Here is a 25,650-nt window from a genome sequence, read left to right as displayed (position 1 = left end):
GAGAATAGAGAGAAGAGAGAAGAGAATAGAGAAAAGGGATTATTTATAAAAGATAAAAAAAGTAGTGGCAGAAAAGAAACCATATCACATCATTCTCTCAGGAGGCGGCACAGGCGGACATATTTATCCTGCCATTGCTATTGCCAATGAGTTGAAGTCGCGTTTTCCAGATGCAAAGTTTCTTTTTGTGGGTGCTTTAGACCGGATGGAAATGGAAAAAGTACCTCAAGCGGGTTATGAAATTGAAGGGCTTTGGATTTCGGGAATTCAGCGCAAACTCACCTTTAAAAATTTAGCTTTCCCCGCCAAATTGGTGGTGAGCTTAATGCGTGCACGACAAATTATAAAAACCTTTAAACCTGATGTGGCTATTGGTACGGGTGGTTTCGCTAGCGGGCCTTTATTGCACGTTGCGGCATCTAAAGGTATTCCGAGTTTAATACAGGAGCAGAATTCATTCCCGGGGATCACCAATAAATTATTGGGGAAGAAAGTGAATAAAATTTGTGTGGCTTATGATGGCCTTGAACGCTTTTTTCCAAAAGATAAACTGATTAAAACGGGTAACCCAATTCGTCAAGATTTATTGCAGATTGATACAAAGTTGATAGAAGGAAAAGAGGCATTCAAACAAAATCACGGGAAATATACTTTATTGGTTTTGGGTGGAAGTTTGGGGGCAAAACGGATCAACGAATTAATTGAAAAAGAATTGGAATTTTTTCAAACCCAAAACGTTCAGGTTATTTGGCAGTGTGGCAAATTATACCATGATACCTATAAAAAATATAATAGAAATGAAAATGTACAGGTCCATGCATTTTTAAATAACATGGATCTTGCTTATGCTGCTGCAGATTTTATAATCTCTAGGGCAGGAGCAAGTTCAGTTTCAGAATTATGTGTGGTTGGGAAACCAGTTATTTTTATTCCGTCGCCAAATGTGGCGGAAGACCATCAAACTAAAAACGCGATGGCTGTGGTTGATAAAGATGCGGCGCTTTTGATTAAGGAATCTGACTTAGAGGTCGATTTTGAAAATAAATTTTCTCAATTGGTGTCATCTGCTGAAAAACAACGGCAATTGAGTACCAACATCAAAAAATTGGCCTTGGTAAATGCTACAAAGGATATTGTTGATGAGGTGGAGAAATTACTCAGAATAGAGAATAGAGAATAGAGAATAGAGAATAGAGAATAGAGAATAGAGAATAAAGAATAAAGAATAAAGAATAAAGAATAAGTTAACCTTAGACAACAGACAACAGACAACAGACTTTGAATTTACAAACACTACATAACGTTTATTTTATCGGAATCGGAGGCATCGGAATGAGTGCGCTTGCGCGCTATTTTGTTGCTGAAGGAAAGTTGGTAGCGGGTTATGATAGAACCGAAACCGAAATCACTGAGGCTCTAAAGGCAATTGGTGTAGACGTGCATTTTGAGGATGCTGTGAGCAGTATCCCTGTTGCGTTTTTAGATAAAGCGCATACGTTGGTGGTGTATACCCCTGCAATTCCTAAAGAACATGTGGAGTTCAACTTTTTTAAGGATCAAAATTTTGAAGTTCTAAAACGTTCTACTGTTCTCGGAGAAATTACAAAAAATACATTTTGCTTTGCGGTTGCGGGTACGCACGGTAAAACAACCACAACGTGTATCTTGGGGCATTTGCTTAATGAATGTGATGTTCCGGTAACAGCTTTTTTAGGAGGTGTGAGCGAAAATTACAATTCCAACTTTATCCTAAATGGTACTGAAGTGACAGTTGTTGAAGCAGATGAGTTTGACCGTTCGTTTTTAACGCTATCACCTGACATGGCTGGCATTACCTCAATGGATGCTGACCATCTTGATATTTACGGCGAAGCAGAAGAACTGACAAAATCATTCATAGATTTTACAAAAAGATTGAAGCCTCACGGAAAGCTCTTCGTTAAAAATGGGCTGCCGTTAGAAGGTATTACCTATGGCGTAGAAGATGATGCGGACTATTCCGCCCAAAATATAAAAATCAGTAATGGCAGTTATGAGTTTGACGTAAACACGCCAGCTGGTATACTGCATAATTTTAGATTTAACCTACCTGGTAGACATAATTTGTCGAATGCTATATTGGCTTTGGCGATGACTGTAGAATATGGTCTCCCTCACCAACAGCTCGCCAAAGCTTTAGCATCCTTTAAAGGGGTTAAAAGACGCTTTACGTATCAAATCAAAACCGATGCGTTGGTGTTTATAGATGATTATGCACATCACCCTGAAGAAATTAATGCCGTGCATCACGCGGTTAGAGAAATGTACCCCGATAAAAAAGTATTGGCCATATTTCAGCCACATTTGTTTAGTAGAACGCGTGATTTCGCCGACGATTTTGGAGAAAGTCTTTCCCAATTTGATCAGATTCTTTTGCTCGATATTTATCCTGCAAGAGAATTACCTATGGAAGGAATCACCTCAGAATGGTTGTTGACCAAAATTAAAAATAGTAGCAAAAAATTGGTTCAGAAATCAGCGTTGATTTCTGAAATATTAGCTTCAGATGCGTTCGTAATTTTGACCATTGGAGCAGGAGATATTGGAGCTCAAGTAAAACATATAAAACAAGCCTTAGAACTTGAAAATTAATTACAACCATATAAAAGTCATTGGATTGCTAGTTTTGGTAGCATTTCTTTTCGCGTTTTCCTCCATCAGGAATTCAGCACGGAAAGTGAGTGAACCAAATATTAAATTTTTGGGAGATGAGAATTTATTTGTCACGCATGAAACTGTTAGTAAGTTGTTAATACAAAATCATGAGAGTGTTTCAAATAAGCCCAAAGAAATTATAGATTTGAACGACTTGGAATCTGCCCTGAACGCCAACGTCATGATCAAGCGGGCGCAAGTGTACATCAACGTTGACGGTAGTTTGACGGCTGAAATAGAACAAAAGAAACCAATTGCAAGGGTAAGTACTAATGCGTCCTATTACATTGATGATGAAGGTTCTTACATGCCGTTATCAACAAATTACACCTCAAGAGTGCCTTTGGTTACGGGTTATGTAACCAAAAATGAGTTGTATAATGTGTTTCAAGTTGCTAAAAAAGTGCAAAGTGACGACTTTTTAAAAAAACACGTCACAGAGATTCATCAGAATGAAAACAAAAGCATTGATCTAAAATTTAGATTGAATGATTTTAAAGTGCAGTTAGGGTCATTGGACCAATTAGACAAAAAGATAAATAACCTGAAGGCTTTTTATCAAAAAGCGATGAAGGATGGTTCTCTGGATAGTTACAGTGCTGTCAATTTAAGATTTGATAAACAGGTCATATGTACCAAAAAGTAAAGGATGGAAAATAATAAAATTTCAGTAGGACTCGATGTAGGCACGACCAAAATTGTAGCTATGATCGGTCGTAAAAATGACTATGGCAAGGCCGAAATTTTAGGAATTGGTAGAGCTAAAAGTTTAGGTGTACATAGAGGCGTGGTCAATAATATCACCCAAACCATTCAGTCCATTCAGCAGGCTATTCAAGAGGCTGAAGCTGAAAGTGGACAGAAAATTGAAGAAGTGACCGTGGGTATTGCGGGTCAGCATATTAGAAGTCTGCAACATAGTGATTATATCACCCGTGCCAATTCTGAACTGGTGATTGATGAAGAGGATATTGACCGTTTAATAAATCAAGTGCATAAATTGGTGATGCTTCCTGGTGAAGAAATTATCCATGTGTTGCCTCAAGAATATAAAATAGACGGACAGGCAGAAATCAAAGAACCAATTGGAATGTACGGCGGACGTTTGGAAGCTAATTTCCATGTGGTTGTTGGGCAGGTATCATCCATCAGAAATATTGGGCGTTGTGTAAAAAGTTCAGGTTTAGAGTTGGAGGGCATTACGTTAGAGCCTTTAGCTTCAGCAAACGCGGTGTTAAGCCAAGAAGAAAAAGAAGCTGGTGTTGCCTTGATTGACATAGGAGGTGGTACTACTGATTTAGCGGTGTTTAAGGACGGCATCATCCGTCATACGGCCGTGATTCCATTTGGCGGTAATGTGATTACTGAAGACATCAAAGAAGGCTGCTCCATTATTGAAAAGCAAGCAGAATTATTAAAAATAAAATTTGGTTCAGCGTGGCCAGGAGAAAATAAGGATAATGAAATTGTTTCCATTCCAGGATTAAGAGGAAGAGAACCAAAGGAAATTACACTTAAAAATCTGTCAAAAATCATTCATGCGCGAGTAGTGGAGATTGTTGAACAGGTGTATGTTGAAATAAAAAATTACGGACACGAAGAGCAAAAGAAAAAATTGATTGCAGGAATTGTACTCACCGGTGGTGGTGCTCAGCTTAAGCATTTAAAGCAATTGGTAGAGTACATTACTGGTATGGACACCAGAATAGGGTTTCCTAATGAGCATCTTGCAGGAGATAGTGATGAAGAAATTGCCAGTCCATTATATGCCACAGCGGTTGGTTTGGTTATGGATGGTTTAAAACGTCAGGAGCGTAAACGTATTGAAAAAGCCGCTGCAGAAGTAGAGGAAGAAGCTGCACAAAATGTGGATGCGCCTTCTGCAACAATTGAAGAAGAACCGGAATTGATACCGCCGCCAAAAAAGGAGCGTCGTACATTTTTAGACAAATTAACAGAGCGTGTCAAAGATTTTTTAGATAACGCCGAATAGAGACAGATGATTATCTGTCTAATAAAAGAATTAGAGACAGATCACCATCTGTCTAATAAAAGAATTAGAGACAGATAATAATTTGTCTCAACAAAATATTAAATAAGAATCCAGTAAAACCCAAAACATTATGAGCAATAAAAATGAATTTGGAAATATCGCATTCGATTTGCCAAAAAACCAATCTAACGTCATTAAAGTGATAGGCGTTGGTGGAGGCGGAAGCAATGCTATAAACCATATGTTTCAACAAGGAATCAAAGGTGTTGATTTCGTCATCTGTAACACAGATTCCCAAGCCCTGCATAACAGTGGTGTCCCTAACAAAATTCAGTTAGGCGTTAATTTAACTGAAGGACTAGGTGCGGGTGCTAACCCTGAAGTAGGAGAGCAAGCTGCGCTTGAGAGTTTAGAAGATATTCGCCGCATGTTGGATACCAATACCAAAATGGTGTTCATTACAGCTGGTATGGGTGGAGGTACAGGTACTGGAGCCGCTCCAGTTATTGCTAAAATGGCCAAAGAATTGGAAATTCTAACGGTTGGTATTGTAACAATGCCTTTCCTATTTGAGGGTAAGACTAGAAATGAGCAAGCTCAAAAAGGAATCGAAACTTTAAGAAGTCATTGTGATTCTTTAGTAGTGATTAACAATAACAAATTGCGTGAAGTTTATGGTAATCTAGGCTTTAAAGCAGGATTCTCTAAAGCTGATGAGGTACTTTCAACCGCGTCTAGAGGCATTGCGGAAGTGATTACCCATCACTACACACAAAACATTGATTTACGCGATGCTAAGACGGTGTTGAGTAATAGCGGAACTGCTATTATGGGTTCAGCCACATCATCTGGTAAAACACGTGCTCAAGAAGCTATTATGAAAGCTTTAGATTCTCCGTTATTAAATGATAATAAAATTACTGGAGCCAAAAACGTATTATTGCTCATCGTTTCAGGTGTTCAGGAAATTACTATTGACGAAATTGGAGAAATAAACGACCATATTCAAAACGAAGCCGGACATGGTGCAAATATCATCATGGGTGTTGGTGAAGATGAATCGTTGCAGGAGTCAATTTCTGTAACCATTATTGCTACGGGTTTCGACATTGAACAACAAAATGAGATTTCTAATACAGAAACCAAAAAAGTTGTTCATGCCTTAGAAGACGATAGTAATGACGTTAAAGTAAAAGAACGCGAGCCAGCAATCATCAAACCGGAAATCGTCCTCGAAAAGGAAGTAGAGAAGGTTGTGGTCCATAAGTTAGTAGAAGAGGAGAAGAAACAAGATTTAAACATGAATCTGATCCCAACTACGGAGTTCATCAAAAAACTGAATGTGGTTTATGATGAGGTATTGGATAGCGCAGCGGAAGCAGAGGAAGAAGATTTTATCATTACGCCTATTGAACCATTTAAGGCAGAAACTCCAAAAGATATTTTTGAGGAAGAACAGCAAATCACTTTAACTTTTGACTTACCATTGTTCAATCAAAATGTTGAAGAAACGCGTAAAGAAGAAAAAAAAGTGCTTTTTGATTTAGACGATACTACAAAAGACATTAAAGTTAATGATCATGTAGAAATCATTTCGGTAATTAAATCTGACGAAAACGGAGAAAAACGTTACGCTCTTGATGATTTTACAACGTATGAATCTTCACTAAATAAAACAAAAACGAAGCAAAAGTCAGAAATCGCTGAAGATATCGTTTTTGAAAAGAAAGTCATTTCAACACCAGAAGAAACTTCTGCTCCGGAGGAAATTGATCCTATGAACAGCCCAATTTCTGATATGTTAAAAGAGCGTGCTGACGAAAGAAGGCGTAAAATGAAAGATTTCAATTATAAATTCAATTCGGCAAAAGTTGATGAAATTGAAAAGGAGCCTGCCTATAAAAGACAAGGAGTCAGTTTGGATGACAGAAGGCACTCTTCTGAATTTAATGCCTCTAGAATGTCTGTTGGCACTGATGATAACGATGATATACAGTTGAGAAGTAATAACTCTTTTTTGCATGATAACGTGGATTAATAGCAACCGTTATTTTCAATTAAAAACCCGAAGAGTCATTGGACTTTTCGGGTTTTTGCATGTCTTAATTAGGATAAGTAACGTCATATAGGTTTGAAGATAATCTGTGGAGTGACCGTATATAATTTAGAATTATCTTGTCGTGTGTTTACCTTACACTCCTTACTTTTTATTATCTTCGCAGCAGCAAAAAAAGAACTATGAGTTTACAAGATGATTTGATGACTGCAATGAAAGCAGCTATGAAGAATAAAGACCAGATGGCATTGGGCGCTTTAAGAGCTATTAAATCTGAAATTTTGTTAGCACAGACGGAAACGGGATCTAAAGAAGAAATTTCTGAAGAACAAGAAATTAAAATCCTGTCGAAGTTGGTAAAGCAACGTAAAGATAGTGCTACTATATATACGGAGCAGAACCGATCTGATTTGGCTGAACCAGAATTGGCACAAGCGGAAGTTATTAGTCAATTTTTACCAGCACAATTAAGTGAGGCAGAAATTGAACGCGTAGTAATAGAAACCATTGCTAGTACTGGAGCAGAAGGAATGAAAGACATGGGTAAAGTAATGGGAATTGTCAACCAAAAATTAGCAGGTCAAGCTGATGGCAAAACGATTTCGACAATAGTAAGGGCGAAATTGGCTTAGATAGAGAGGCTATTAAGCATGCTATTAATATAGAAAATCGTCTGCAGACATATAGTTCGGGACAGACAGAAATACAATTATAAAGTATAAGCGTAATTAGCTTAAAAGAGATCTCCGCTTTCGCGGGGATGAAATGGCCACGTAGCTCAGCTGAATAGAGCACTGGATTTCGGCTCCAGCGGTCGTGGGTTTGAATCCCTCCGTGGTCACTTTTACCATCTACAAATGGTATCAAAACCAAGCAATCCTTAGGATTCGCTTGGTTTTTAGGTTTTTATGGGTACCCTTAATTTGATATGATTTGATTTAAAATGGTAGCTAAAAAGAGACCTTTTATTTAAAAGAGACCTGAGGTCTCTTTTAAATAAAATTCCCTAAATTGTATTGATGTAGTTGATTTGACTTTCGTCTTAAAATATTGTTTCATTAAAAGACGACAACTATGCGTACTTCAAAAACATTTTCCATCCGCTTTTGGGTAAATCCCAAGAAAGCACAAAACAACAGTGCCTTACTTTATGCCAGGGTAACTGTCAATCAGCAAAGAATTGAAATCAGCTTGAAAAGAAAGGTATCCCTCGATTTATGGGATGGTAAGAACAAAAAGGTTTTAGGTAATTCTTCCGAAGCAAAACAGATCAATCAATATTTGGAAGAATCACGAGTATTACTCTTTCAAATATTTCAGGATTTAAAATTTCAGGGGGAACTTATTACAGCTAAAAGAATCAAGACTATTTTTCTTGGCGAGGATGAAAGTTCCAAAACGTTATTGGAGCTTATTGATTATCATTCAAATAAAATAGAGAACACACATGCTGCTGGTTCGATTAGAAATTATGGGGTCACTGAAGACTACATTAAGAAGTTTCTTTTAAAGGATAGAAAAATTAAGGATATTGTATTAAAACAATTGGATTATAAATTTATTTGTGATTTTGAGCGATTTCTTAACGCATACTATCCAAAGGGTCACGATAGGGAGATGGGACATAATACCGTCATGAAACACATTCAGAGGCTTCGTAAAATGGTTACGCTTTCCTATCATTTGGAATGGTTGGACAAAGATCCATTCATGCGTTGGAAAATGAGCTATGAAAAGAAGGAACGTGATTTTTTGACTGCTAATGAACTTTCTAATCTCGAAACCTATGACTTTCCAATTGGGCGACTTGAAAGGGTGCGTGATATTTTTCTTTTCAGTTGCTATACCGGTATCAGTTATGCTGATATTAAAATCCTTAAACCAAAACATGTTTTAGAAGGTATGGATGGTAATAATTGGATTGTTACGCATCGCCAAAAAACTAAAACAAAAGTAAAAGTTCCTTTACTTGATAAGGCGAAACTTCTCATAGAAAAATATGACAATCATCCTATGGCTGTCATCTCAGAAACCTTATTTCCCGTGGTTAGCAATGTGAAAATCAATCTGTATCTCAAAGAAATTGCTTCTGTGGTTGGAATTAGAAAGAGCCTCACCTTTCACATGACTCGCCACACCTTTGTCACAACTGTTACATTAAACAATGGCGTGCCTATAGAGACGGTTTCTAAATTATTGGGTCACAAAAAAATATCAACAACTCAGATTTATGCACGTGTATTAGAGGATAAATTAAGTAAGGATATGATTGATTTACAGAAGATATTGAATGGTAAGGATGAACTGAAGTTAATCAATAAATAGGTGGTCTGAGAGGTGGTCAGATTAGCAAGAATCTAGAAGATTTATCGGATTCAACGCTAAGACAGAAAGACATTTTGAAAATTATTATTGATAACAATAGGGAAACACGGGATGCTATTTCCGAAAAAATACATACTGATTCTTCTGCAATACAAAAGCATTGAGTGCTATGATTTGAAAATAGAAATTTGTAACTACAAAATCTTGTTTAGATTTCTATCATCCAAGACGTAAGAAAAATTCAAAAGTTAGTCTAATAATCGGTATCATCAATTATGTGAAGTCTTAAACATCGATTGATTAAGAGAAGCGTATTGTCCTGCAATATTTATTGGAAATCAAATAAGGTCAGTAATTGATAATTGATAACTATCAATTATCAATTACTAATAAAATCAGTCCTAATTAAGTATGAAAAACAGAATTATTTTATTTAAGTTTATTTAAGTTTAAGAAAATCGGTTAGCGGGTTCTGTGATTTTTCTTTAATTAAAGGTCAAAAATGAAAATTTAGAACCACCTTAATTTAAAAAATAAAGATCTTATTATTATGAAAAAAAACTTATTTATTATTCCATTTTTATTTCTTTCATTATTAATTGTCAATGCTCAAGAAATGACAAATGAAGAAACTCAACCCGTCAAATGGAGTCTTGTTGATTCAATAAACTTGGAGGAGATCAACAGCGATCTAAAGCCTGGATTGCTGACTATGGATATGGGAGTATATTTTCCTTCCAATTTTGATCCTGCATTTAAAAAAGTTACCATACAGCAAATAATAAACAGCATTAAGGCCGCAAAAGAAATTTATGCGTCAACTAATGTTCAGATCAATTTACTCTGGATCAAAACAGGAAAACTTGATCCTAAATACTTTTCCATACAGGCAAACAAAATACCTGAAGTGCCGGAAACAGAATATGTAAATATGTATCAGAACATGTACCGGCATCCAGCTGTTTTAGGTGAAGCAGCAAAAACAGCATTTAAATCGATAGTAGAACCCCACCCGGACAATAACAGAACGCTTTATCTCGTCGTCTTACAAGATGTTTTTATGCCTTTTCTTACTGTGTCAGAAGGCAGGAACTGGACAAGTAAATCTGTACGTACAGGAGGGCTATCCTTTCCCTCTTATTCTTATGTGGCAGAAATGCCTTACACATTGCGGGGAGTCATTACTATCTCTAACCTCTCCAAGTCCGAGCGTGCGAGGAGAACAGTTGCCCATGAGATCGGACATAAAGTGATCAATGTAAGTCATGAATACCGGGATATAAATCCGGAAAATGAAGTTTTTGCAGAAGGTGGTTTAATGGTGTATGGGAATGGTGAGGAAATACCTTCGGGAGTTTCGGGCAGATGGCATTTGGAACGACTTCTCCTTTCTCCTTTCCTTTATCGGGTAAATAAAGAAGGTGAAAAAGAATGGAATCCGGATTATATTGAAGGGGGGCATTATTATGACCCGCTATACGAGGATAAAGTAATTTATTTCGAAGGTAAATCAAAGATATCAAAAGATTGGTAATGAGCGATAATTTAAGGGGTGTTCTATAATTTAAATTCTCATAATTTCTTGTGTAAAACCCTTAAGGTTATCGGTACTGGAGAACAGGGTATCTTCCAGACCACGTGGGTTAAGATCGGTCAGTAACTGTAACCAAAATTGGTGCCCTAGCTCTCGGAGATGTACATTCCCAGAACTTCTTTACAACCTTCCTTGTCGATCCCTAAAATATTATAAAGGACCTTGTGCGTTATCTTACCATTGACCTTTACATTTTATTGTATCGCGTCAAGCCATACAATGCAATAGACAACTTCCAGAAGTCGGTTCTGCCATGCCTTTCACGTCAGGGATGATCCTATCGGTAAACTGGCTCGAAACCGTACGGGAGTTGTCGATATCGTACATTTCCTTGGTATGGGCATGCCCCCTGTAACTCATCCCGAACCCATAGTGCCTGATTATTTTGTCCAAGAGGTTATCGGCTAAATGGGGTCTGGCGTTTCTTTACCAGTTTCGGCTCAAAATTGCATTGGCGCTCCTGACGGGAATCGATCTCAAAAGTGCGAAGACCACTCTTGACTCTTTTTTTGCCCCTGCCGTTGCGCTTGTTACCGTTGGATCGTTGGGATTCATCTAAATGACCCTCCATCTCGGCCTCCAAGACATTCTCGACGAAATTCTTCAGCATAGGTGCAAAGGCACGTGATCCTTGCTAACTATATCCTTAAAAGTATTCACGACTTCAACGTCAGATACTTGGATCAAGAGTGACCGACACTTTTTTGAACATCACCTGCCAAAACAGGATAACGATATTTTGCACTCCAAAATATATGGACAGGCATACTCGAAACTGTGTGACCATTTACCCTTTGTTCAGCCGTTATGCGAAGGTAGGGTTTTTAGAAGCTAAAGTGAGATGCACTAAAGGGGATACTTTTAACTGTTTTTCAGACCAATAAAAATCTATAACTAGAAAATCTTATTTAGCCTTCCATCATCCAAGATGTAAAAAAATCAAATGTCAGTCTAATAATCGGTATCATCCTTCAAAGGAAGTTTAAGGTCAATTGATAAAAGAAGCGTATTTATACAGCAATATTCATTGGGAAAATTAAAAAATATAACCAGATGAATTTTTTATATTGATAATCTGTAGTTATCAATTATCAATAGAATTGGTCATATATAGTATGTAAAAATATAGTTACTTTGCTATAAATCAAATTTTGATACGATATGTTTAAATATGGAGTCGAGCAGCTAACTATAAAAAAAGTAAAGGACATAGCCAATGGCACTTTGAAAGGGAGTTTAACAAATACTGCAATAGATAGAGTAAATTCATGCAGAAAAAAAGTAGAAGTAATGGCCAAGGGCAATAAAGCAGTATACGGTATTAATACTGGATTTGGTCCGTTGTGTGATAAACAAATAGCCCCAGAAAAAACTCAAAAGTTACAAGAAAATTTATTGATTAGTCATGCAGTTGGAGTAGGAAAGCCAATTGATAAAGAATTATCAAAAATCATGATGATTTGTAAAGTACATGCTTTATGTCAGGGGTACTCTGGAGTACGACTTAGCTTGATTGAGCGAATTATATATTTTATAGAAAATGATTTACTACCAGTGGTACCAGAACAAGGATCCGTAGGTGCTTCAGGAGATTTGGCTCCACTATCCCACTTATTTTTGCCTTTAATAGGAGAAGGTGATTTTTGGATTGAGGATGCTATTTGTTCAGCCAAAGAAGTATTATCGTCCCACGGATTGATACCATTACAATTAGAAGCTAAAGAAGGTCTAGGGCTAATAAACGGAACACAATTTATTTTGGCGCATGCTATCAAGGGGCTTGATAAAATGGAATACTTATTAGATTTAGCAGATGTTTCAGGGACTATGAGTTTAGAAGGGTTTCAGGGAAGCTCTGCTCCGTTTAAAAAAGCTTTACATGAAATACGCCCTTTTTCAGGGAATTTAAAAGTAGCCAAGAGAATTCGAAAATTGCTAAAAGATTCCCAGAATATAGAAAGCCATTTGGAGTGCAACCGGGTACAAGATCCTTATTCAATTCGTTGTATGCCCCAAGTACATGGCGCCTCTAGAAATGCTTATTATCACTTAAAAGAATTGACAGGAATAGAAATGAATTCTGTTACAGATAATCCGATTGTGTTGAGTGAAACCGAAGCTATCTCTGGTGGTAATTTTCATGGACAACCTTTGGCAATGGCTATTGATTATGTCGCCTTAGCTGCTTCAGAATTAGGAAATATTTCTGATAGACGATGTTATTTATTATTAGAAGGAAAGTATGGTTTGCCAAGATTGCTTACCGAAAATGAAGGCTTAAATTCGGGTTATATGATTCCGCAATATACTACAGCTGCATTGGCATCAGAAAATAAATCATTGTGCTTTCCGTCTTCTGCCGATAGTATTCCAACATCTTTGGGACAAGAAGATCATGTATCTATGGGAAGTATTTCAGGACGTAAACTAAATCAGATTTTAGAAAATATAGAGAAGATATTAGCAATAGAATTGATGTTTGCGGTACAGGCTATGGAATTTAGAAGACCCAATACATTTTCAAAAATTATCGAGGAAAATTTTGCAATTGTACGAAGTAGAGTAAATAAGTTAGAGGATGATAGAATATTAAAATATGACATAGACAATATGATTGATTTGGTTAAAAATCGATCTTTTATTGTAAGATAAATTACTTAAAATATGACATTTCAAGAAAAAATTCTGCAAGGAATACCAAATAGTCTGCCTGCAAAAAAGGCATACACTAAGAATATAAATAGAGCACCTAGGCGAAAAGATATTTTATCAACTAATGAAAAACAATTAGGAATTAGGAATGCTTTGAGATACTTTCCAAAAGATTGGCATCAAGAATTAGCAGATGAATTTGCTCAAGAATTGATCAATTTTGGTCGTATTTATATGTATCGATTTAAACCGGATTATAAAATTTATGCAAGGAATATTGCTGAATATCCAGGGAAATCTTTACAAGCCAGAGCAATTATATTAATGATTCATAACAATCTTGATCCAGAAGTAGCACAGCACCCTGAAGAATTGATTACTTACGGAGGTAATGGTTCGGTCTTTCAAAATTGGGCACAATATCTTTTGACCGTTCAGTATTTAGCTACTATGACAGACGAACAGACATTGCACTTATATTCTGGACATCCAATGGGATTATTTCCCTCATCGAAGAGTGCTCCTAAAGTTATTGTTACTAATGGTATGGTAATACCCAATCATTCGCAACCAGATGACTGGGAAAAATTTAATGCGCTAGGCGTTTCTCAATACGGACAAATGACTGCAGGCTCATTTATGTATATTGGGCCACAAGGAATTGTTCATGGAACCACAATTACTGTAATGAATGCATTTCGGCAAATCTTGCCAAAAGGTGAAAACCCAAATGGAAAAATCTTCTTAACCTCCGGATTAGGTGGAATGAGCGGTGCACAACCAAAAGCTGGAAACATTGCCAATTGTATTACCATTTGTGCAGAAGTTAATCCGAATGCAGCAATCAAAAGACATAAACAAGGTTGGGTAGATATCCTAATTGATGATATGGATAAACTAGTTGATAAAGCAAAACAAGCGCAAACGGAAAATCAAGTTGTTTCCATTGCCTATATAGGTAATGTAGTTGAGATCTGGGAACGTTTTTATGAAGAAAACATTTATATTCATATTGGTTCAGATCAAACCTCGTTGCATATTCCATGGACAGGAGGGTATTATCCTGTAGATATTTCCTATGAAGAATCTAATCGACTGATTCGTGAAGAACCAGTTTTATTTAAAGATAAAGTGCAGGCATCTTTAAGAAGACATGCAACCGCTATAGATAAACATACTGCAAAAGGCACTTATTTCTTCGATTACGGAAATGCGTTTCTTTTGGAAGCTTCCAGAGCAGGTGCAGATGTAATGGCAGAGAATAATATCGATTTTAAATACCCGTCCTATGTACAAGACATCTTAGGGCCAATGTTTTTTGACTATGGTTTTGGACCATTCCGTTGGGTTTGCACTTCAGGAAAACCGGAAGATTTAGAGACTACAGATAAAATAGCAGCAAGAGTACTGCAAGACATTATGGAAAATTCTCCGGAAGAGATCCAATTACAAATGCAAGACAACATTATATGGATCAAAAATGCCAAAACAAACAAAATGGTGGTTGGTTCACAAGCGCGTATATTATATGCAGACGCAGAAGGTCGATTAAAAATTGCAGAAGCATTTAATAATGCCATAGCAGCTGGAAAAATAGGGCCTGTAGTTATAGGAAGGGATCATCATGATGTAAGTGGAACGGATTCACCCTATCGTGAAACTTCTAATATCTATGACGGAAGTAAATTTACTGCAGATATGGCCATTCATAATGTGATTGGCGATAGCTTTAGAGGTGCAACTTGGGTTTCTATTCACAACGGCGGAGGAGTAGGCTGGGGAGAAGTGATAAATGGGGGATTCGGTTTGGTATTAGACGGAACAAAAGAAGCGGAAGAAAATTTAAAAAATATGTTATTTTATGATGTAAACAATGGAATTGCACGAAGAAGTTGGGCCAGAAATAAGGAAGCTACCTTTGCTATTGAGAGGGAAATGAAGCGAACGCCAAATCTTAAAGTGACACTTCCAAATCTAGTTGAAGATACCATTCTTGATAATTTATTTTAAAATCTATCTTAGAAACCACTAATTTCTACATGTTGAATGATATTTAACTGGTAATCCATCTTCATTTTTAATAATTCTAACTAGATTAAATATAATTACAATAAAAAAATTCAAGATATTAAATATTTTGAAGTGGAACATTATTTTAATTATTAAGCAATTCTAGAAAATCACCTAAAATAGGGTTTGTGTTTTTTTTATCCCATACCACAGATAGTGTTGTACGCTGTGGAGTATCTACTAATTCAATAAATTTGACATTTTCATAATATGGCAATTGTAAGGATTTTGGCACGATAGAGAGGCCAAAATTATTTTCAATTAGCTTGAAAATAGAATTAGCATGTATAGTACTATGAGATACTTTTGGAGTAAAACCATTATCATCAAAAATTCGCATTACTTTTTCATAATATGATGGACTAAATTTAGGGTCAAATAATATGAAAAATTCATCCTTAAATTGAGATAAGCTTTTGAAATTAGAGCTATCGATTGGATGATCATGAGGTAGAACTAAACAAAAAGTTTCAATTAAAACAGATCGAATACTCAAACCTATCGGTACTCTTTCTAATCTAATGAACCCTAAATCAATATTTTGTAAAAGTAAATTTTCTACTTGTTTCTGGTTATCCATTTCTTTCAGAACAAAATTAATATTAGGGGATCTCTCTTTAAATTTCAACAATAATTCTGGAATGACTCTTTGTATTGCAGACCCCACATAGCCTATAGTCAAACTTCCTTCTTTACCATTTTGTAATAATTTGGCATGGTTGATTATTTGATTTAAATTTTTTAAATTTTTTGTTATTTCAAATTTCAGATATTCTCCTACATGTGTCAATCTGACTTTTCTATTATGTCGTTGAAATAATTGGATTCCGAGATCATCTTCCATTTGTTTTATCTGTCTACTCAGCCCTGGCTGAGAAATGTGTAATCGCTCTGCAGCTTTTCTAAAATGTAAATCTTCAGCCACCGCTAAAAAATATCTAAGATGTCTAAATTCTATTTGATTACTCATAAGTATCAATAATTAACTGAATTAGTCTTATTTGTTATCAAAAATAATACTAAGTTTGAGTTGTACAAAGTTTAAAGTGTGATTATTATGAGTTTCGAGTTCAATTCATTGGACAAGTCAGAACATACTTCCCTCAGAAACAATATTATTTAAAATCGAATATTTATGAAAAATAAATTACAAACAATTTTGACACTATTCTTAGTATTATTAGTGCAAATGGTCATTGCACAGGAAAAAACGATTTCTGGTACTGTTATGGATCAGAACGGAATCCCGATGATAGGTGTGAACGTAATCATCAAAGATGCCCAAAAGGGAACCCAAACCGATTTTGACGGAATATATTCTATAAAAGCTAATGTAGGCGATGTGCTTAATTTTAGTTACATAGGTAAAAATGATGTAAGTCGGACAATTGGCACTGATGATGTTATTGATGTGAAAATGGAGGAGAGCGCAGAATCTCTTGATGAAGTGATGATTGTTGCATATGGATCTTCTAATAAAAGAAGTTTTACAGGTGCCGCAGAGACTGTAAAATCCGAAGCACTTACACGTGGAGCAACAGCTAGTTTTGAAACTGCACTTCAGGGAAAGGTTTCCGGGATTAATATTTCTACTTCAGGACAGCCTGGAGGAAAATCTAACGTTCAGATAAGGGGTATTGGTTCTATTAGCGGTAATACTCAGCCCTTGTATGTTTTGGATGGAGTTGTAATTAATTCCAATTCAAATTTGAGAGCTGGGGATGATATGGTAGGTACTACCGGATATAACCCATTATCGACAATTAATTCAGAAGATATAAAAAGCATAACTGTTTTAAAAGATGCAGCGGCTTCATCTCTTTATGGATCCAGAGCTGCAAATGGAGTTATTATTATAACTACCAAAGATGGGAAAAAAGGAGAAACAGAAATTACATTAGGCGTCGAAACTGGGTGGAGTCAGAACCTTACTGAAGAAAAGCTAATCAACAATGAACAGTTCAAAGACCTTTGGATTGAAGGACAAGTAAACCAATATATCCAAAATACTGAAAATGCTGAATTCACGAGAGTGTATGGAGATAATGGTCTTTATAGTAATTATGAGAATCAGGCCAAAAGTGATTATGAAGGAATATATGGAACTACAAATGCCAATTCAAATTGGCTTGATGCAATTTATCAAAACGGTTTAATTAGAAAATATAATTTATCAGCAAGAGGAGGGAGTGAAAAGACGTCATTCTTTATTTCAGGAAATTACCTTGATCAAACAGGAACGATTATAGAAACTGGGCTGAAACGCTACTCAGGCAGAGTAAATCTTGAAAACCAGGCTAAGAACTGGCTTAAATTGGGAGTAAATCTTTCTGTAGCTAAGTCTGAAAGAGATGCCGCAAACTTCGATGGCTCCTATGCAGGCGGATTAAACCCATTATATATGGCTCGTGTACTACCGCCAGCCGCTCCAATTTATAATCCAGAGGGTTTTGGAGGTTTTGCAAATCTGCCGAATGAAATTGAGAAAAATGCTAACCCAATTGGGGTATTGAAAGTGGGAGAATATAAAAATACTGAATTTAGGGTAAGAGGAGATGCCTATGCGGAAATTCAAATTGTAGACCCGCTAAGCTTCAAAACTACATTTGGTATAGATCAACAGACAATAGATGAAACCTTATATGACAATAAAGAATTTGGTGCAGGTGGAGGAATTTGGAATGGTGTTCTTAATCGGGTGAAGAGTGAAGTATTTCAATATACCGTTACAAATCTTTTAAACTACAATAACGACTTCGGAAAACATGGGTTTGATATTTTGTTAGGACAGGAATCTCAGGTTTCAAAAATGAATTCTATTAATGTCTATGGTTATGATGTTTTAGATAGTGAATTACTATCTGCCAGCAGTATTGGTAGCCTATGGTCGCATTCGGGATATGCAGAAAATTATTCATTGCTTTCTTATTTTTCTCAGGTAGCCTATAATTTTGATCAGAAATATTATTTATCTACAAGCTTTAGAAGGGATGGTTCTTCAAGATTTGGAAAAGATTCCCGCTGGGGAACATTTTGGTCACTATCTGGAGCATGGGTAGCCACTGAAGAAGATTTCCTAAATATAGATGGCTTGGATTATCTGAAATTTAGGGGGAGTTACGGAACAAATGGGAATTTACCTCCTCAATATTATGCAGCTCTGGCATTTTTTGAAACCGATGGAAAAGGCTATGGTGGAGAATCTGGCCTGTCTTATGGACAACTTCAAAATCCTGACCTCTCCTGGGAATTAAGTAAAAATTTCAATATAGGAATGGACGTTAATTTATTTAGCGAACTTGATCTGACAATTAATTACTTCCATAAGAAAACTGAAGATTTATTACTAAACGTCCCTGTTTCTTCTACTACAGGATTTATGACCCAATTGCAGAACTTCGGTGAAATGATCAATAAAGGATGGGAGTTTGAAATTGGATATAAACCTGTATCGACAGAAGACTTCTCTTGGAGAACCAGTGCTAATCTAACCATTCTTGACAACAAGATTACCAAGTTAAAGAATGATATTGTTCCTACATATAGTTCAAGATATGGTCAGAATCCTTTAATTATTAAGCAAGGTGAGAGTATTTATTCCTTTTATTTAAGGGATTATGCCGGTGTGGATCCTTCAAATGGATATGCGCAATATCATATTTTAGAGAATGGAGAAAGGACAGGAGAACTAACAACAGATGCCCAGAAAGCCGGATTCGGAATTTTTGGAGATGCGTTGCAGGATTTTCAGGGAGGCTTCTTTAACCAGTTGCTCTATAAAGACTTCACACTTGATTTCCTATTTACTTTTGGAGGAGGTGGAAAGGTATATGATCGAACCGCATTTAAGCGGGATGATGATGGATTTGCTCCACAGTTTACCAATACAGTTGCTCAACTGAATCCTTGGAATCCTAATAATATTGATGCTACTGTACCAATTAGGATAAATGGTAACCCAACATTCTCAAATGATGTTTCCACAAGAAATTTATATAATTCAGATTATCTGAAGTTGAAAAATATCAAATTGAGCTATAATCTTCCGCCCTTATGGAATACTATTAAAGGAGGGAATATATATGTACAGGGAGACAACTTGTTTCTGCTGACAGAGCTGGACGGATATGATCCCGAAGCTGTGGTTGATGGAGTGAATTTCTTTCAGGTACCAACAGCCAAGACTGTTCTGTTAGGACTTCAATTACAATTTTAAAACTCATTTAGAACTTAAAAAGCATTAAAATGAAAATATTTAAAAATAGCATTCTAATCTTAGGATTAGTATTTCTTCAAGGTTGCAGCGAGGATTTGCTGGACCAAACACCAGATCATGTAATCTCAGAGAAACTGGTGCTTAATTCCGTAGAAAAACTTGACAAGTTGTTAACAGGGACTTACAATGAGGTATCCCGGAATACTTATCTGGGTAGGGTTTTATACAAAAGGGCGGCCGTGAAAGGTAACGACTTTAGATTTGTTGAGACTACCTATAATCCTAGGGATTATGAGCTCATATTCTATAAGTATGAGGAAAACAGTAATAGTAGTGGAAGCGGTGAAGACCTTTGGATTCAGTCTTTTAAGGCGATAAATAACTTGAATCTCATAATTAACAATCTAGAAAACGCTGAAGGTAATGCTACACAAAAGCAAGAGATACTGGGAGAAGCTTTAGGTCTCAGAGGTATGGTCTATTTTGACCTGGCCAGGACATATGCTTATCCATGGATAAAAGCAGGAGCCTCTTCACAGGGATTACCTTTAAAGCTCTCTTCTGACGAGATTGTGACAGAGAGAAGTAGTCTTGGAGCAACATATGATCAAATTATACTTGATATGCAAAGCTCTCTTGATTTGTTAGAGGAAAACAGTTGGGATCAAGGTAGCACCAAGTATCTGACTAAAACCGGAGTTAAGGCTTTGCTAGCCCGTGTTTACCTATATAAACAAGATTGGGAAAACGCTCTTAAGTATGCAAAAGAGGTGATCGCCACCAGAGGTGTGGATAAACTTATGGGGGTTAATTCTTACGTTTTTGAAGATTATAATTCTGAATCTCTTTTTGAATTGAGTATCACAAGTGAGAACTCTCTTGGCAGTAACGGGCTGGGGGCTCAATTTGATTTTAAAAATGGAGGTCAGGGAGATATAATAGCTACCCAAACTTTTGTGGACTTATTGAGTGCATATGAAGGAGACCCAAGAGCTGCCTTACTTGAAGAAGATAAGGAAGGTACTCAGCATGCTTTCGTTAAATACATAAACCGTAGTGATGGAGGTGGATTAAGTGCTCATAACATTCCCATAGTACGACTTTCCGAAATGTATTTAATAGTTGCAGAAGCTGCTGCCAATGGTGCTGGTGGCGGAGAATCAGAATCATTAAGTTACCTGAATACTCTTATTGAAAAAAGAACTACGAACTTTTCTGCTAATCAGGTTATAGAAACCGGAGAAGCACTACAAGAAAGAATAGCAGAAGAGAGAAGAAGGGAGCTTGCTTTGGAAGGCCATGGCGTTTATGACTATATCCGAAGAGGTAAAGATATTATTCGGCCTGTTGCTGAACACGTAAACACTGGGGTCAATGTATCCAATTTGAATATTGTGGCCACAGATAACAGAACAATTTGTCCAATTCCGGCCAGTGAGGTTGAGGCATCTGGAATGGAACAAACTGAAGGGTATTAAAAAGATTAATAGAAAAACGGATAAGGGGATTAGGTTGTTGACTATTTCGACCATCCCTTTCTTATTTAAAAATTATGGTAAAAAGAAAAACAGCCTTGAAAATAAGGCAAGCACATAGATATCTGGGCCTATTTTTGGGACTACAATTTATAATGTGGACTGTAAGTGGTTTGTATTTTAGCTGGACAGATATAGATGAAATTCACGGCGACCAATTTCTTAATGAAGCGATGGTAAAAAAATCATTCAGTAATTTGATTAGCCCTGCCGAATTGCAATCAAACGAAGATATTACTTCATTAGAATTGTTAAATGTTGCGGACAAGCCCTATTACTGGCTTAATGGAAGCAAACTCTTTGATGCTCAAACAGGTGATTCAAAAAATGGAATCACCCAAGATGAGGCACTTTATATTGCGAAAAAAAATATAAGGGATGATTTAAAAGTAGCATCAATTGACATATTAACAGAGACTGGAGGACAACATGAATTTCGCCAAAGAAAGGATGTAGGAAAATTGCCAGCCTATGTAGTTTCTTATTCAAATGATGAAGCATTAAAAGCATATATATCTGTTAATAATGGCATGTTTCAAACTGTAAGACATCGCGACTGGCGTATTTTTGATTTTTTATGGATGACACATACGATGGATTATCAAGGCAGAGATGATTTTAACAATATCGTGCTAAGAATATTTTCTATTTTAGGTTTGATCACTGTTTTTAGTGGGTTCCTGTTGTGGTATACCTCTTCGCCAACAGTTAGAAAATTTACAAAAAAGAAGGTAAAAAAATAGATGAAAAAATAAATAACTACTTCTAAATCAGTTTGCTAATTTCCATCAGAACCTTTTAGAAGATAGTATATGACAAATTCTTTTTTTATTTAGAAGAATTGGCCGAAAAAAGGTTGCCCGAGTTTTGGCAGCCCTTTTTACTTTTTGAAAAACTACTTAGGTATTAGTGCTCTTAGAATAGGGTATAAAAAAATGTAAAAGTTAGAACATGAATACATTTCATCCGTTTAAAATAAAGGAGATTATCCGTGAAACCTCAAAGGCAGTAAGTTTATCTTTTGAAATCCCCGAAAACCTACAAAACGAATTCCAGTTTTATGCAGGCCAGTACGTTACCATAAAAACCATAATCAACGGTGCTGAGATACGCCGGGCATATTCTTTATGCTCCGCTCCTAATTCAGGTGAATTTAAAGTGACCGTAAAAGAAGTGGAAGCTGGTAGCTTTTCAGTGATAGCCAATAATAGGTTGGTAACTGGAGATACGCTTGAGGTACATCCACCACAAGGTAGGTTTATTCTAAAACCCAACGAGCAATCAAAAAATTATGTCGCATTTGTGGCGGGTAGTGGGATCACTCCGGTTTTATCAATAATAAAAACCATGTTACGTGACGAACCCAAAAGCAAATTTGTACTTATTTACGGGAATAAGTCTTCAGATGACACTATTTTCTTTAAAGAATTGCTGGAACTTCAGTTTAAACATCCTAATAGACTTTTTATTGAATTTATATACAGTAGAATACGAGAGAAAAATGCTCATTTCGGACGGATTGAGTCTAGTACAGTAGAGTATATAATTAAAAATAAATTCAAAGACCACCCTTTCGATGAGTTTTATTTGTGTGGCCCTGAAAATATGATAAATGATGTTACCAAGGTTTTAAAGAAAAACGGTGTACAAGAAAGGCAAATTCACTTTGAACTTTTTATGACGACTACAAAGGAAAAAGAAATAAAATCTGAATTAGACGGTAAAACACGGGTGAGTATACGTTTAAATAAAGAAGATTTTGAGTTTAACATGGATATGAAAGAAATGGTATTGGATATGGCATTGGAAGAGGATATTGATGTACCTTATTCGTGCCAGGGCGGTAATTGTAGCAGCTGTATGGCTAGAATAACAGAGGGTAGGGCAATAATGAGAAAAAATCAAATTCTTACCGATGAAGAAATTGAAGAAGGCTTTATTTTAACCTGCCAGGCCTATCCTACTTCTCACACTCTAAAATTAGATTTTGACGATCTTTAGATCATTACCAATATTTTAACAAATACCTGCTTGGTGGAAATGCTTTACCTAATACCTTCATTTTCGTTTCGAACTTTTATTAGTCTCAAATAGGAATCTAGGAATCTAGGAATCTAAAATGCTGTAATTTTATTCTAGTACTTTAGTTAAGGAAGAAATCTAAATACAAGTGATTAATTATTCTTCCTATGTGAGATTAATTTAGCAAAGCTTTGAGTTCTTTTTATAATACTTCCGCACTTTCAGTTTAGACTGATTTAGTTATAGACTAAAAACCTGAGTTCGGTATCGGTATTTAATAAAATAGGCCTAATTGTTTTCTGTTTTAAACTTAACTCTAGGTTTCTTTTCTTATAAAGAATAGGCAATAACACTAGCCCCAGATAGATGATAAGCATCTCAAGAGAGGGCAAACGCATTAAAAAAAGTTTAAGTTAATTGGGTAAAAAAAGAATGTTAATCACTTAAAAATCAGCAGATTTCTTGTTGTTTTTAGTTTAAAATATTGTATTGATAATCAATACTTTATACATTTTGAAAACTACCCAGAAACTAAAGACCATATTTGGTCAAATACCCGACTTTAGACGTTCTCACAAGCAACTTTATGATTTAGAAAGCATCCTTCTCATTGGGATTATTTCAGTGATTTGTGGAGCAGATTCATACAATGAAATGGAAAACTACGCCAACTCAAAAGAAGAATTTCTTCGCAGCTTCCTTGATTTGCCCAATGGTATCCCCTCGCACGACACGTTTAACCGCGTTTTTTCTAATTGACAGTGATCAATTTGAAAAATACTTTATACAATGGGTTAGCGATCTTGCACAACTCCAACCCAGAGAAATCATTGCCATAGATGGTAAAACAATTAGAGGCGCTAAAGCTGGCGGTAAAAAATCCCCAGTACACGTGGTCAGTGCTTGGGCAAATGACAATAATTTGGTTTTGGGACAAGTGAAAGTTTCTGAGAAGTCAAATGAGATTACTGCCATTCCAGAATTGTTAAAAGTCCTATCCATAGAGAACACTATTGTAACCATTGATGCTATCGGGTGTCAGACAGAAATAGCAGAGACCATCGTTAAAAAAAACGCAGACTATATCTTGGCCGTAAAAGACAATCAACCTCAGTTGCTGGAGCATATTAAAGATGAATTTAGATTTGGAAAAACCACGGAATCAAATCTTGGCCAAGAACTGGATCATGGCAGAATGGAAACTAGGACATGCAGTGTAATTGACAACTTTAAGTTTATTGAAAAAACCAATAACTGGAAAAACCTAACAAGTGTTATAAAAATAGAAAGCAAACGCGAGTTTAAAAACTCAGAAAAGCCTGCACAACACGCAACGCGATATTATATTTCAAGTATAAAGGCCAACTCCCAAGATTTTCAAAAGGCCATTCGTTCTCATTGGGCCATAGAAAACAAACTACACTGGACTTTAGATGTTGCCTTTTCAGAAGATGCTTCTAGAAAGAGAACAGGTAACTCCACCCAAAACTTCTCGATACTCAACAAAATCGCATTAAATTTATTGAAAAATGAAAACTCCTTAAAATCAGGCGTTAAGAGCAGAAGACTTCAAGCGGGATGGGATAATCACTATCTGATAAAAGTGTTAAATCTAATGAAAAGTTTAATGCGTTTGCCCTGATGTAAAAGCAATAATACAAGAAATAGAATTAAATGGTATGACGGTTGTAGAACTCTTTAAAAAAAAATATAAACAACCTGAAAAACCTCCTCAATTACATGCTATCGTTATTACCAAAAAAATAAATGTTTGTCCGTTAAGACACCTATAATTCTTTCCACCTATGTCTCGCCTAGCTATCAGTAGTCTTTCCATTGTCTGGCCTACAAAATACCTTTTGTTGAACTTATAACGGAACTCGTTGAGGTAACTCTAAAGAAAATCGTCATTGATCCTATGGTGGACAGCCAATAACAATCGCGTTCAATGCGTAGGCTTCTCCAATTGCTGACTTTAAAGCCTTTTCTCCAAATTTACTTGAATGTTTTTTCTTTCATTACAGTTTCAAAGCGGTTGTGGAAACGCATAGTATTCCTAATGTCTATCCAAAATTAATGTCCATAATTTGAATAGCTAGGCTGGAGCATACTGAACATCGAATTCAACATCGAGTCTAAAGTTCTATTTGAATTGACACTTTGACTGGGTCTTTTACTGTATGTTTTTTTTTAAGAACCTCAGAAGAAGGATCCTTTAAGATAGCTTCAAACTTTTCCATATCGGTAACTTCGAAAACCAATACCACAGTATTTGGATCATCGGCGTCTCGAAATGTTTTAAAACTCGAAACCGCCGGAGAAAATGCTCTCTCCCTGTCTTGATGGCCCTTTAGCCAAGTGTCAAAATCTCCTACTTTGTGTCTGCCAACAACTGTTTTTGTCATGATTTCTATTTTTTAAATGCTTTTGCCTACTCTCATCGGTTTTTGGCTTGTCCGTAATGATTAATTATTTTAATTCACTTTAAAAATC

General features: G+C 36.1%; 21 protein-coding genes and 1 tRNA gene. 17 read left to right on the top strand and 5 right to left on the bottom strand.

Annotated features, from left to right (window positions below; genetic code table 11):
• The first annotated feature begins 64 nt into the window (after positions 1–64).
• The 9 genes from murG to JEM65_RS08865 all read left to right on the top strand — a co-directional run bounded on the left by murG (position 65) and on the right by JEM65_RS08865 (position 10,602).
• Positions 65–1,180, top strand: a complete 1,116-nt coding sequence (gene murG / locus JEM65_RS08905; protein ID WP_199598651.1) for an undecaprenyldiphospho-muramoylpentapeptide beta-N-acetylglucosaminyltransferase — start codon at positions 65–67, stop codon at positions 1,178–1,180.
• 98 nt (positions 1,181–1,278) lie between these two features.
• Complete coding sequence (gene murC, locus JEM65_RS08900) at positions 1,279–2,631, top strand: UDP-N-acetylmuramate--L-alanine ligase (RefSeq protein ID WP_199598649.1); 1,353 nt, start codon at positions 1,279–1,281, stop codon at positions 2,629–2,631.
• Positions 2,621–3,340: a cell division protein FtsQ/DivIB gene (locus tag JEM65_RS08895; protein WP_199598647.1), complete on the top strand. Its 720-nt coding sequence runs from the start codon at positions 2,621–2,623 to the stop codon at positions 3,338–3,340. Before murC ends, JEM65_RS08895 begins: the two co-directional genes overlap by 11 nt.
• Before the next feature lie 3 nt (positions 3,341–3,343).
• The gene (gene ftsA, locus JEM65_RS08890) at positions 3,344–4,687 is read left to right on the top strand and encodes a cell division protein FtsA (RefSeq protein WP_199598645.1); all 1,344 of its coding nucleotides are present in this window, start codon (positions 3,344–3,346) and stop codon (positions 4,685–4,687) included.
• Positions 4,688–4,817: 130 nt separating this feature from the next.
• Positions 4,818–6,725: a cell division protein FtsZ gene (gene ftsZ, locus JEM65_RS08885; RefSeq protein ID WP_199598644.1), complete on the top strand. Its 1,908-nt coding sequence runs from the start codon at positions 4,818–4,820 to the stop codon at positions 6,723–6,725.
• Positions 6,726–6,925: 200 nt separating this feature from the next.
• Entirely contained in the window at positions 6,926–7,375 is a 450-nt protein-coding gene (locus tag JEM65_RS08880; protein WP_199598643.1) for a GatB/YqeY domain-containing protein, read from the top strand.
• Positions 7,376–7,510: 135 nt separating this feature from the next.
• Positions 7,511–7,584, top strand: a tRNA-Arg gene (locus JEM65_RS08875).
• A gap of 233 nt (positions 7,585–7,817) precedes the next feature.
• Positions 7,818–9,068, top strand: a complete 1,251-nt coding sequence (locus JEM65_RS08870) for a site-specific integrase (RefSeq protein ID WP_199598642.1) — start codon at positions 7,818–7,820, stop codon at positions 9,066–9,068.
• 550 nt (positions 9,069–9,618) lie between these two features.
• Positions 9,619–10,602, top strand: coding sequence for a hypothetical protein (locus JEM65_RS08865; RefSeq protein ID WP_199598640.1), 984 nt, complete (start codon positions 9,619–9,621; stop codon positions 10,600–10,602).
• A 30-nt stretch (positions 10,603–10,632) separates the two neighbouring features.
• Here JEM65_RS08865 and JEM65_RS23085 read toward each other — a convergent pair whose 3' ends face one another.
• The 3 genes from JEM65_RS23085 to JEM65_RS23080 all read right to left on the bottom strand — a co-directional run bounded on the left by JEM65_RS23085 (position 10,633) and on the right by JEM65_RS23080 (position 11,233).
• Positions 10,633–10,701, bottom strand: a complete 69-nt coding sequence (locus JEM65_RS23085; RefSeq protein ID WP_439953506.1) for a hypothetical protein — start codon at positions 10,699–10,701, stop codon at positions 10,633–10,635.
• A gap of 168 nt (positions 10,702–10,869) precedes the next feature.
• A complete protein-coding gene (locus JEM65_RS08855; RefSeq protein WP_199598638.1) occupies positions 10,870–11,055 on the bottom strand; it encodes a hypothetical protein in 186 nt (61 codons plus the stop codon).
• Between the two features lie 4 nt (positions 11,056–11,059).
• Complete coding sequence (locus JEM65_RS23080; protein ID WP_439953505.1) at positions 11,060–11,233, bottom strand: transposase; 174 nt, start codon at positions 11,231–11,233, stop codon at positions 11,060–11,062.
• A gap of 590 nt (positions 11,234–11,823) precedes the next feature.
• Between JEM65_RS23080 and hutH the strand changes: the two genes are divergently transcribed.
• Positions 11,824–13,314: a histidine ammonia-lyase gene (gene hutH, locus JEM65_RS08845; protein ID WP_199598635.1), complete on the top strand. Its 1,491-nt coding sequence runs from the start codon at positions 11,824–11,826 to the stop codon at positions 13,312–13,314.
• Between the two features lie 12 nt (positions 13,315–13,326).
• Positions 13,327–15,324 (top strand): urocanate hydratase, encoded by a 1,998-nt coding sequence (locus JEM65_RS08840; RefSeq protein ID WP_199598634.1) that lies wholly within the window; start codon positions 13,327–13,329, stop codon positions 15,322–15,324.
• 145 nt (positions 15,325–15,469) lie between these two features.
• On the opposite strand, the gene JEM65_RS08835 is transcribed toward JEM65_RS08840, so the two are convergent.
• Complete coding sequence (locus JEM65_RS08835; protein ID WP_199598633.1) at positions 15,470–16,354, bottom strand: LysR family transcriptional regulator; 885 nt, start codon at positions 16,352–16,354, stop codon at positions 15,470–15,472.
• A 165-nt stretch (positions 16,355–16,519) separates the two neighbouring features.
• On the opposite strand from JEM65_RS08835, the gene JEM65_RS08830 reads away from it, so the two are divergent.
• The 6 genes from JEM65_RS08830 (at position 16,520) to JEM65_RS08810 (ending at position 24,799) form a co-directional block, all read left to right on the top strand.
• Positions 16,520–19,600 (top strand): SusC/RagA family TonB-linked outer membrane protein, encoded by a 3,081-nt coding sequence (locus JEM65_RS08830; RefSeq protein ID WP_199598632.1) that lies wholly within the window; start codon positions 16,520–16,522, stop codon positions 19,598–19,600.
• A gap of 29 nt (positions 19,601–19,629) precedes the next feature.
• Positions 19,630–21,078 (top strand): RagB/SusD family nutrient uptake outer membrane protein, encoded by a 1,449-nt coding sequence (locus JEM65_RS08825; protein WP_199598631.1) that lies wholly within the window; start codon positions 19,630–19,632, stop codon positions 21,076–21,078.
• 74 nt (positions 21,079–21,152) lie between these two features.
• The gene (locus tag JEM65_RS08820; protein ID WP_199598630.1) at positions 21,153–21,878 is read left to right on the top strand and encodes a PepSY domain-containing protein; all 726 of its coding nucleotides are present in this window, start codon (positions 21,153–21,155) and stop codon (positions 21,876–21,878) included.
• Positions 21,879–22,086: 208 nt separating this feature from the next.
• Positions 22,087–23,136, top strand: a complete 1,050-nt coding sequence (locus tag JEM65_RS08815) for a ferredoxin--NADP reductase (protein WP_199598629.1) — start codon at positions 22,087–22,089, stop codon at positions 23,134–23,136.
• A 510-nt stretch (positions 23,137–23,646) separates the two neighbouring features.
• Complete coding sequence (locus JEM65_RS22380) at positions 23,647–23,916, top strand: transposase family protein (protein WP_306465085.1); 270 nt, start codon at positions 23,647–23,649, stop codon at positions 23,914–23,916.
• Positions 23,807–24,799 carry an ISAs1 family transposase gene (locus JEM65_RS08810; protein ID WP_233530589.1) on the top strand — a complete coding sequence of 331 codons (993 nt, stop codon included), beginning with the start codon at positions 23,807–23,809 and terminating at the stop codon, positions 24,797–24,799. The genes JEM65_RS22380 and JEM65_RS08810 overlap by 110 nt, the downstream gene beginning before the upstream one ends.
• 493 nt (positions 24,800–25,292) lie before the next feature.
• Here the strand turns inward: JEM65_RS08810 and JEM65_RS08805 are convergent, their stop codons facing one another.
• On the bottom strand, positions 25,293–25,562 hold the full coding sequence (locus tag JEM65_RS08805) for a hypothetical protein (protein WP_199598628.1): 270 nt from the start codon (positions 25,560–25,562) through the stop codon (positions 25,293–25,295).
• Positions 25,563–25,650 lie beyond the last annotated feature (88 nt).

Source organism: Gelidibacter salicanalis, assembly GCF_016469035.1.
GTDB lineage: Bacteria > Bacteroidota > Bacteroidia > Flavobacteriales > Flavobacteriaceae > Gelidibacter > Gelidibacter salicanalis_A.
This window is presented reverse-complemented; position numbering and strand designations above follow the sequence as displayed.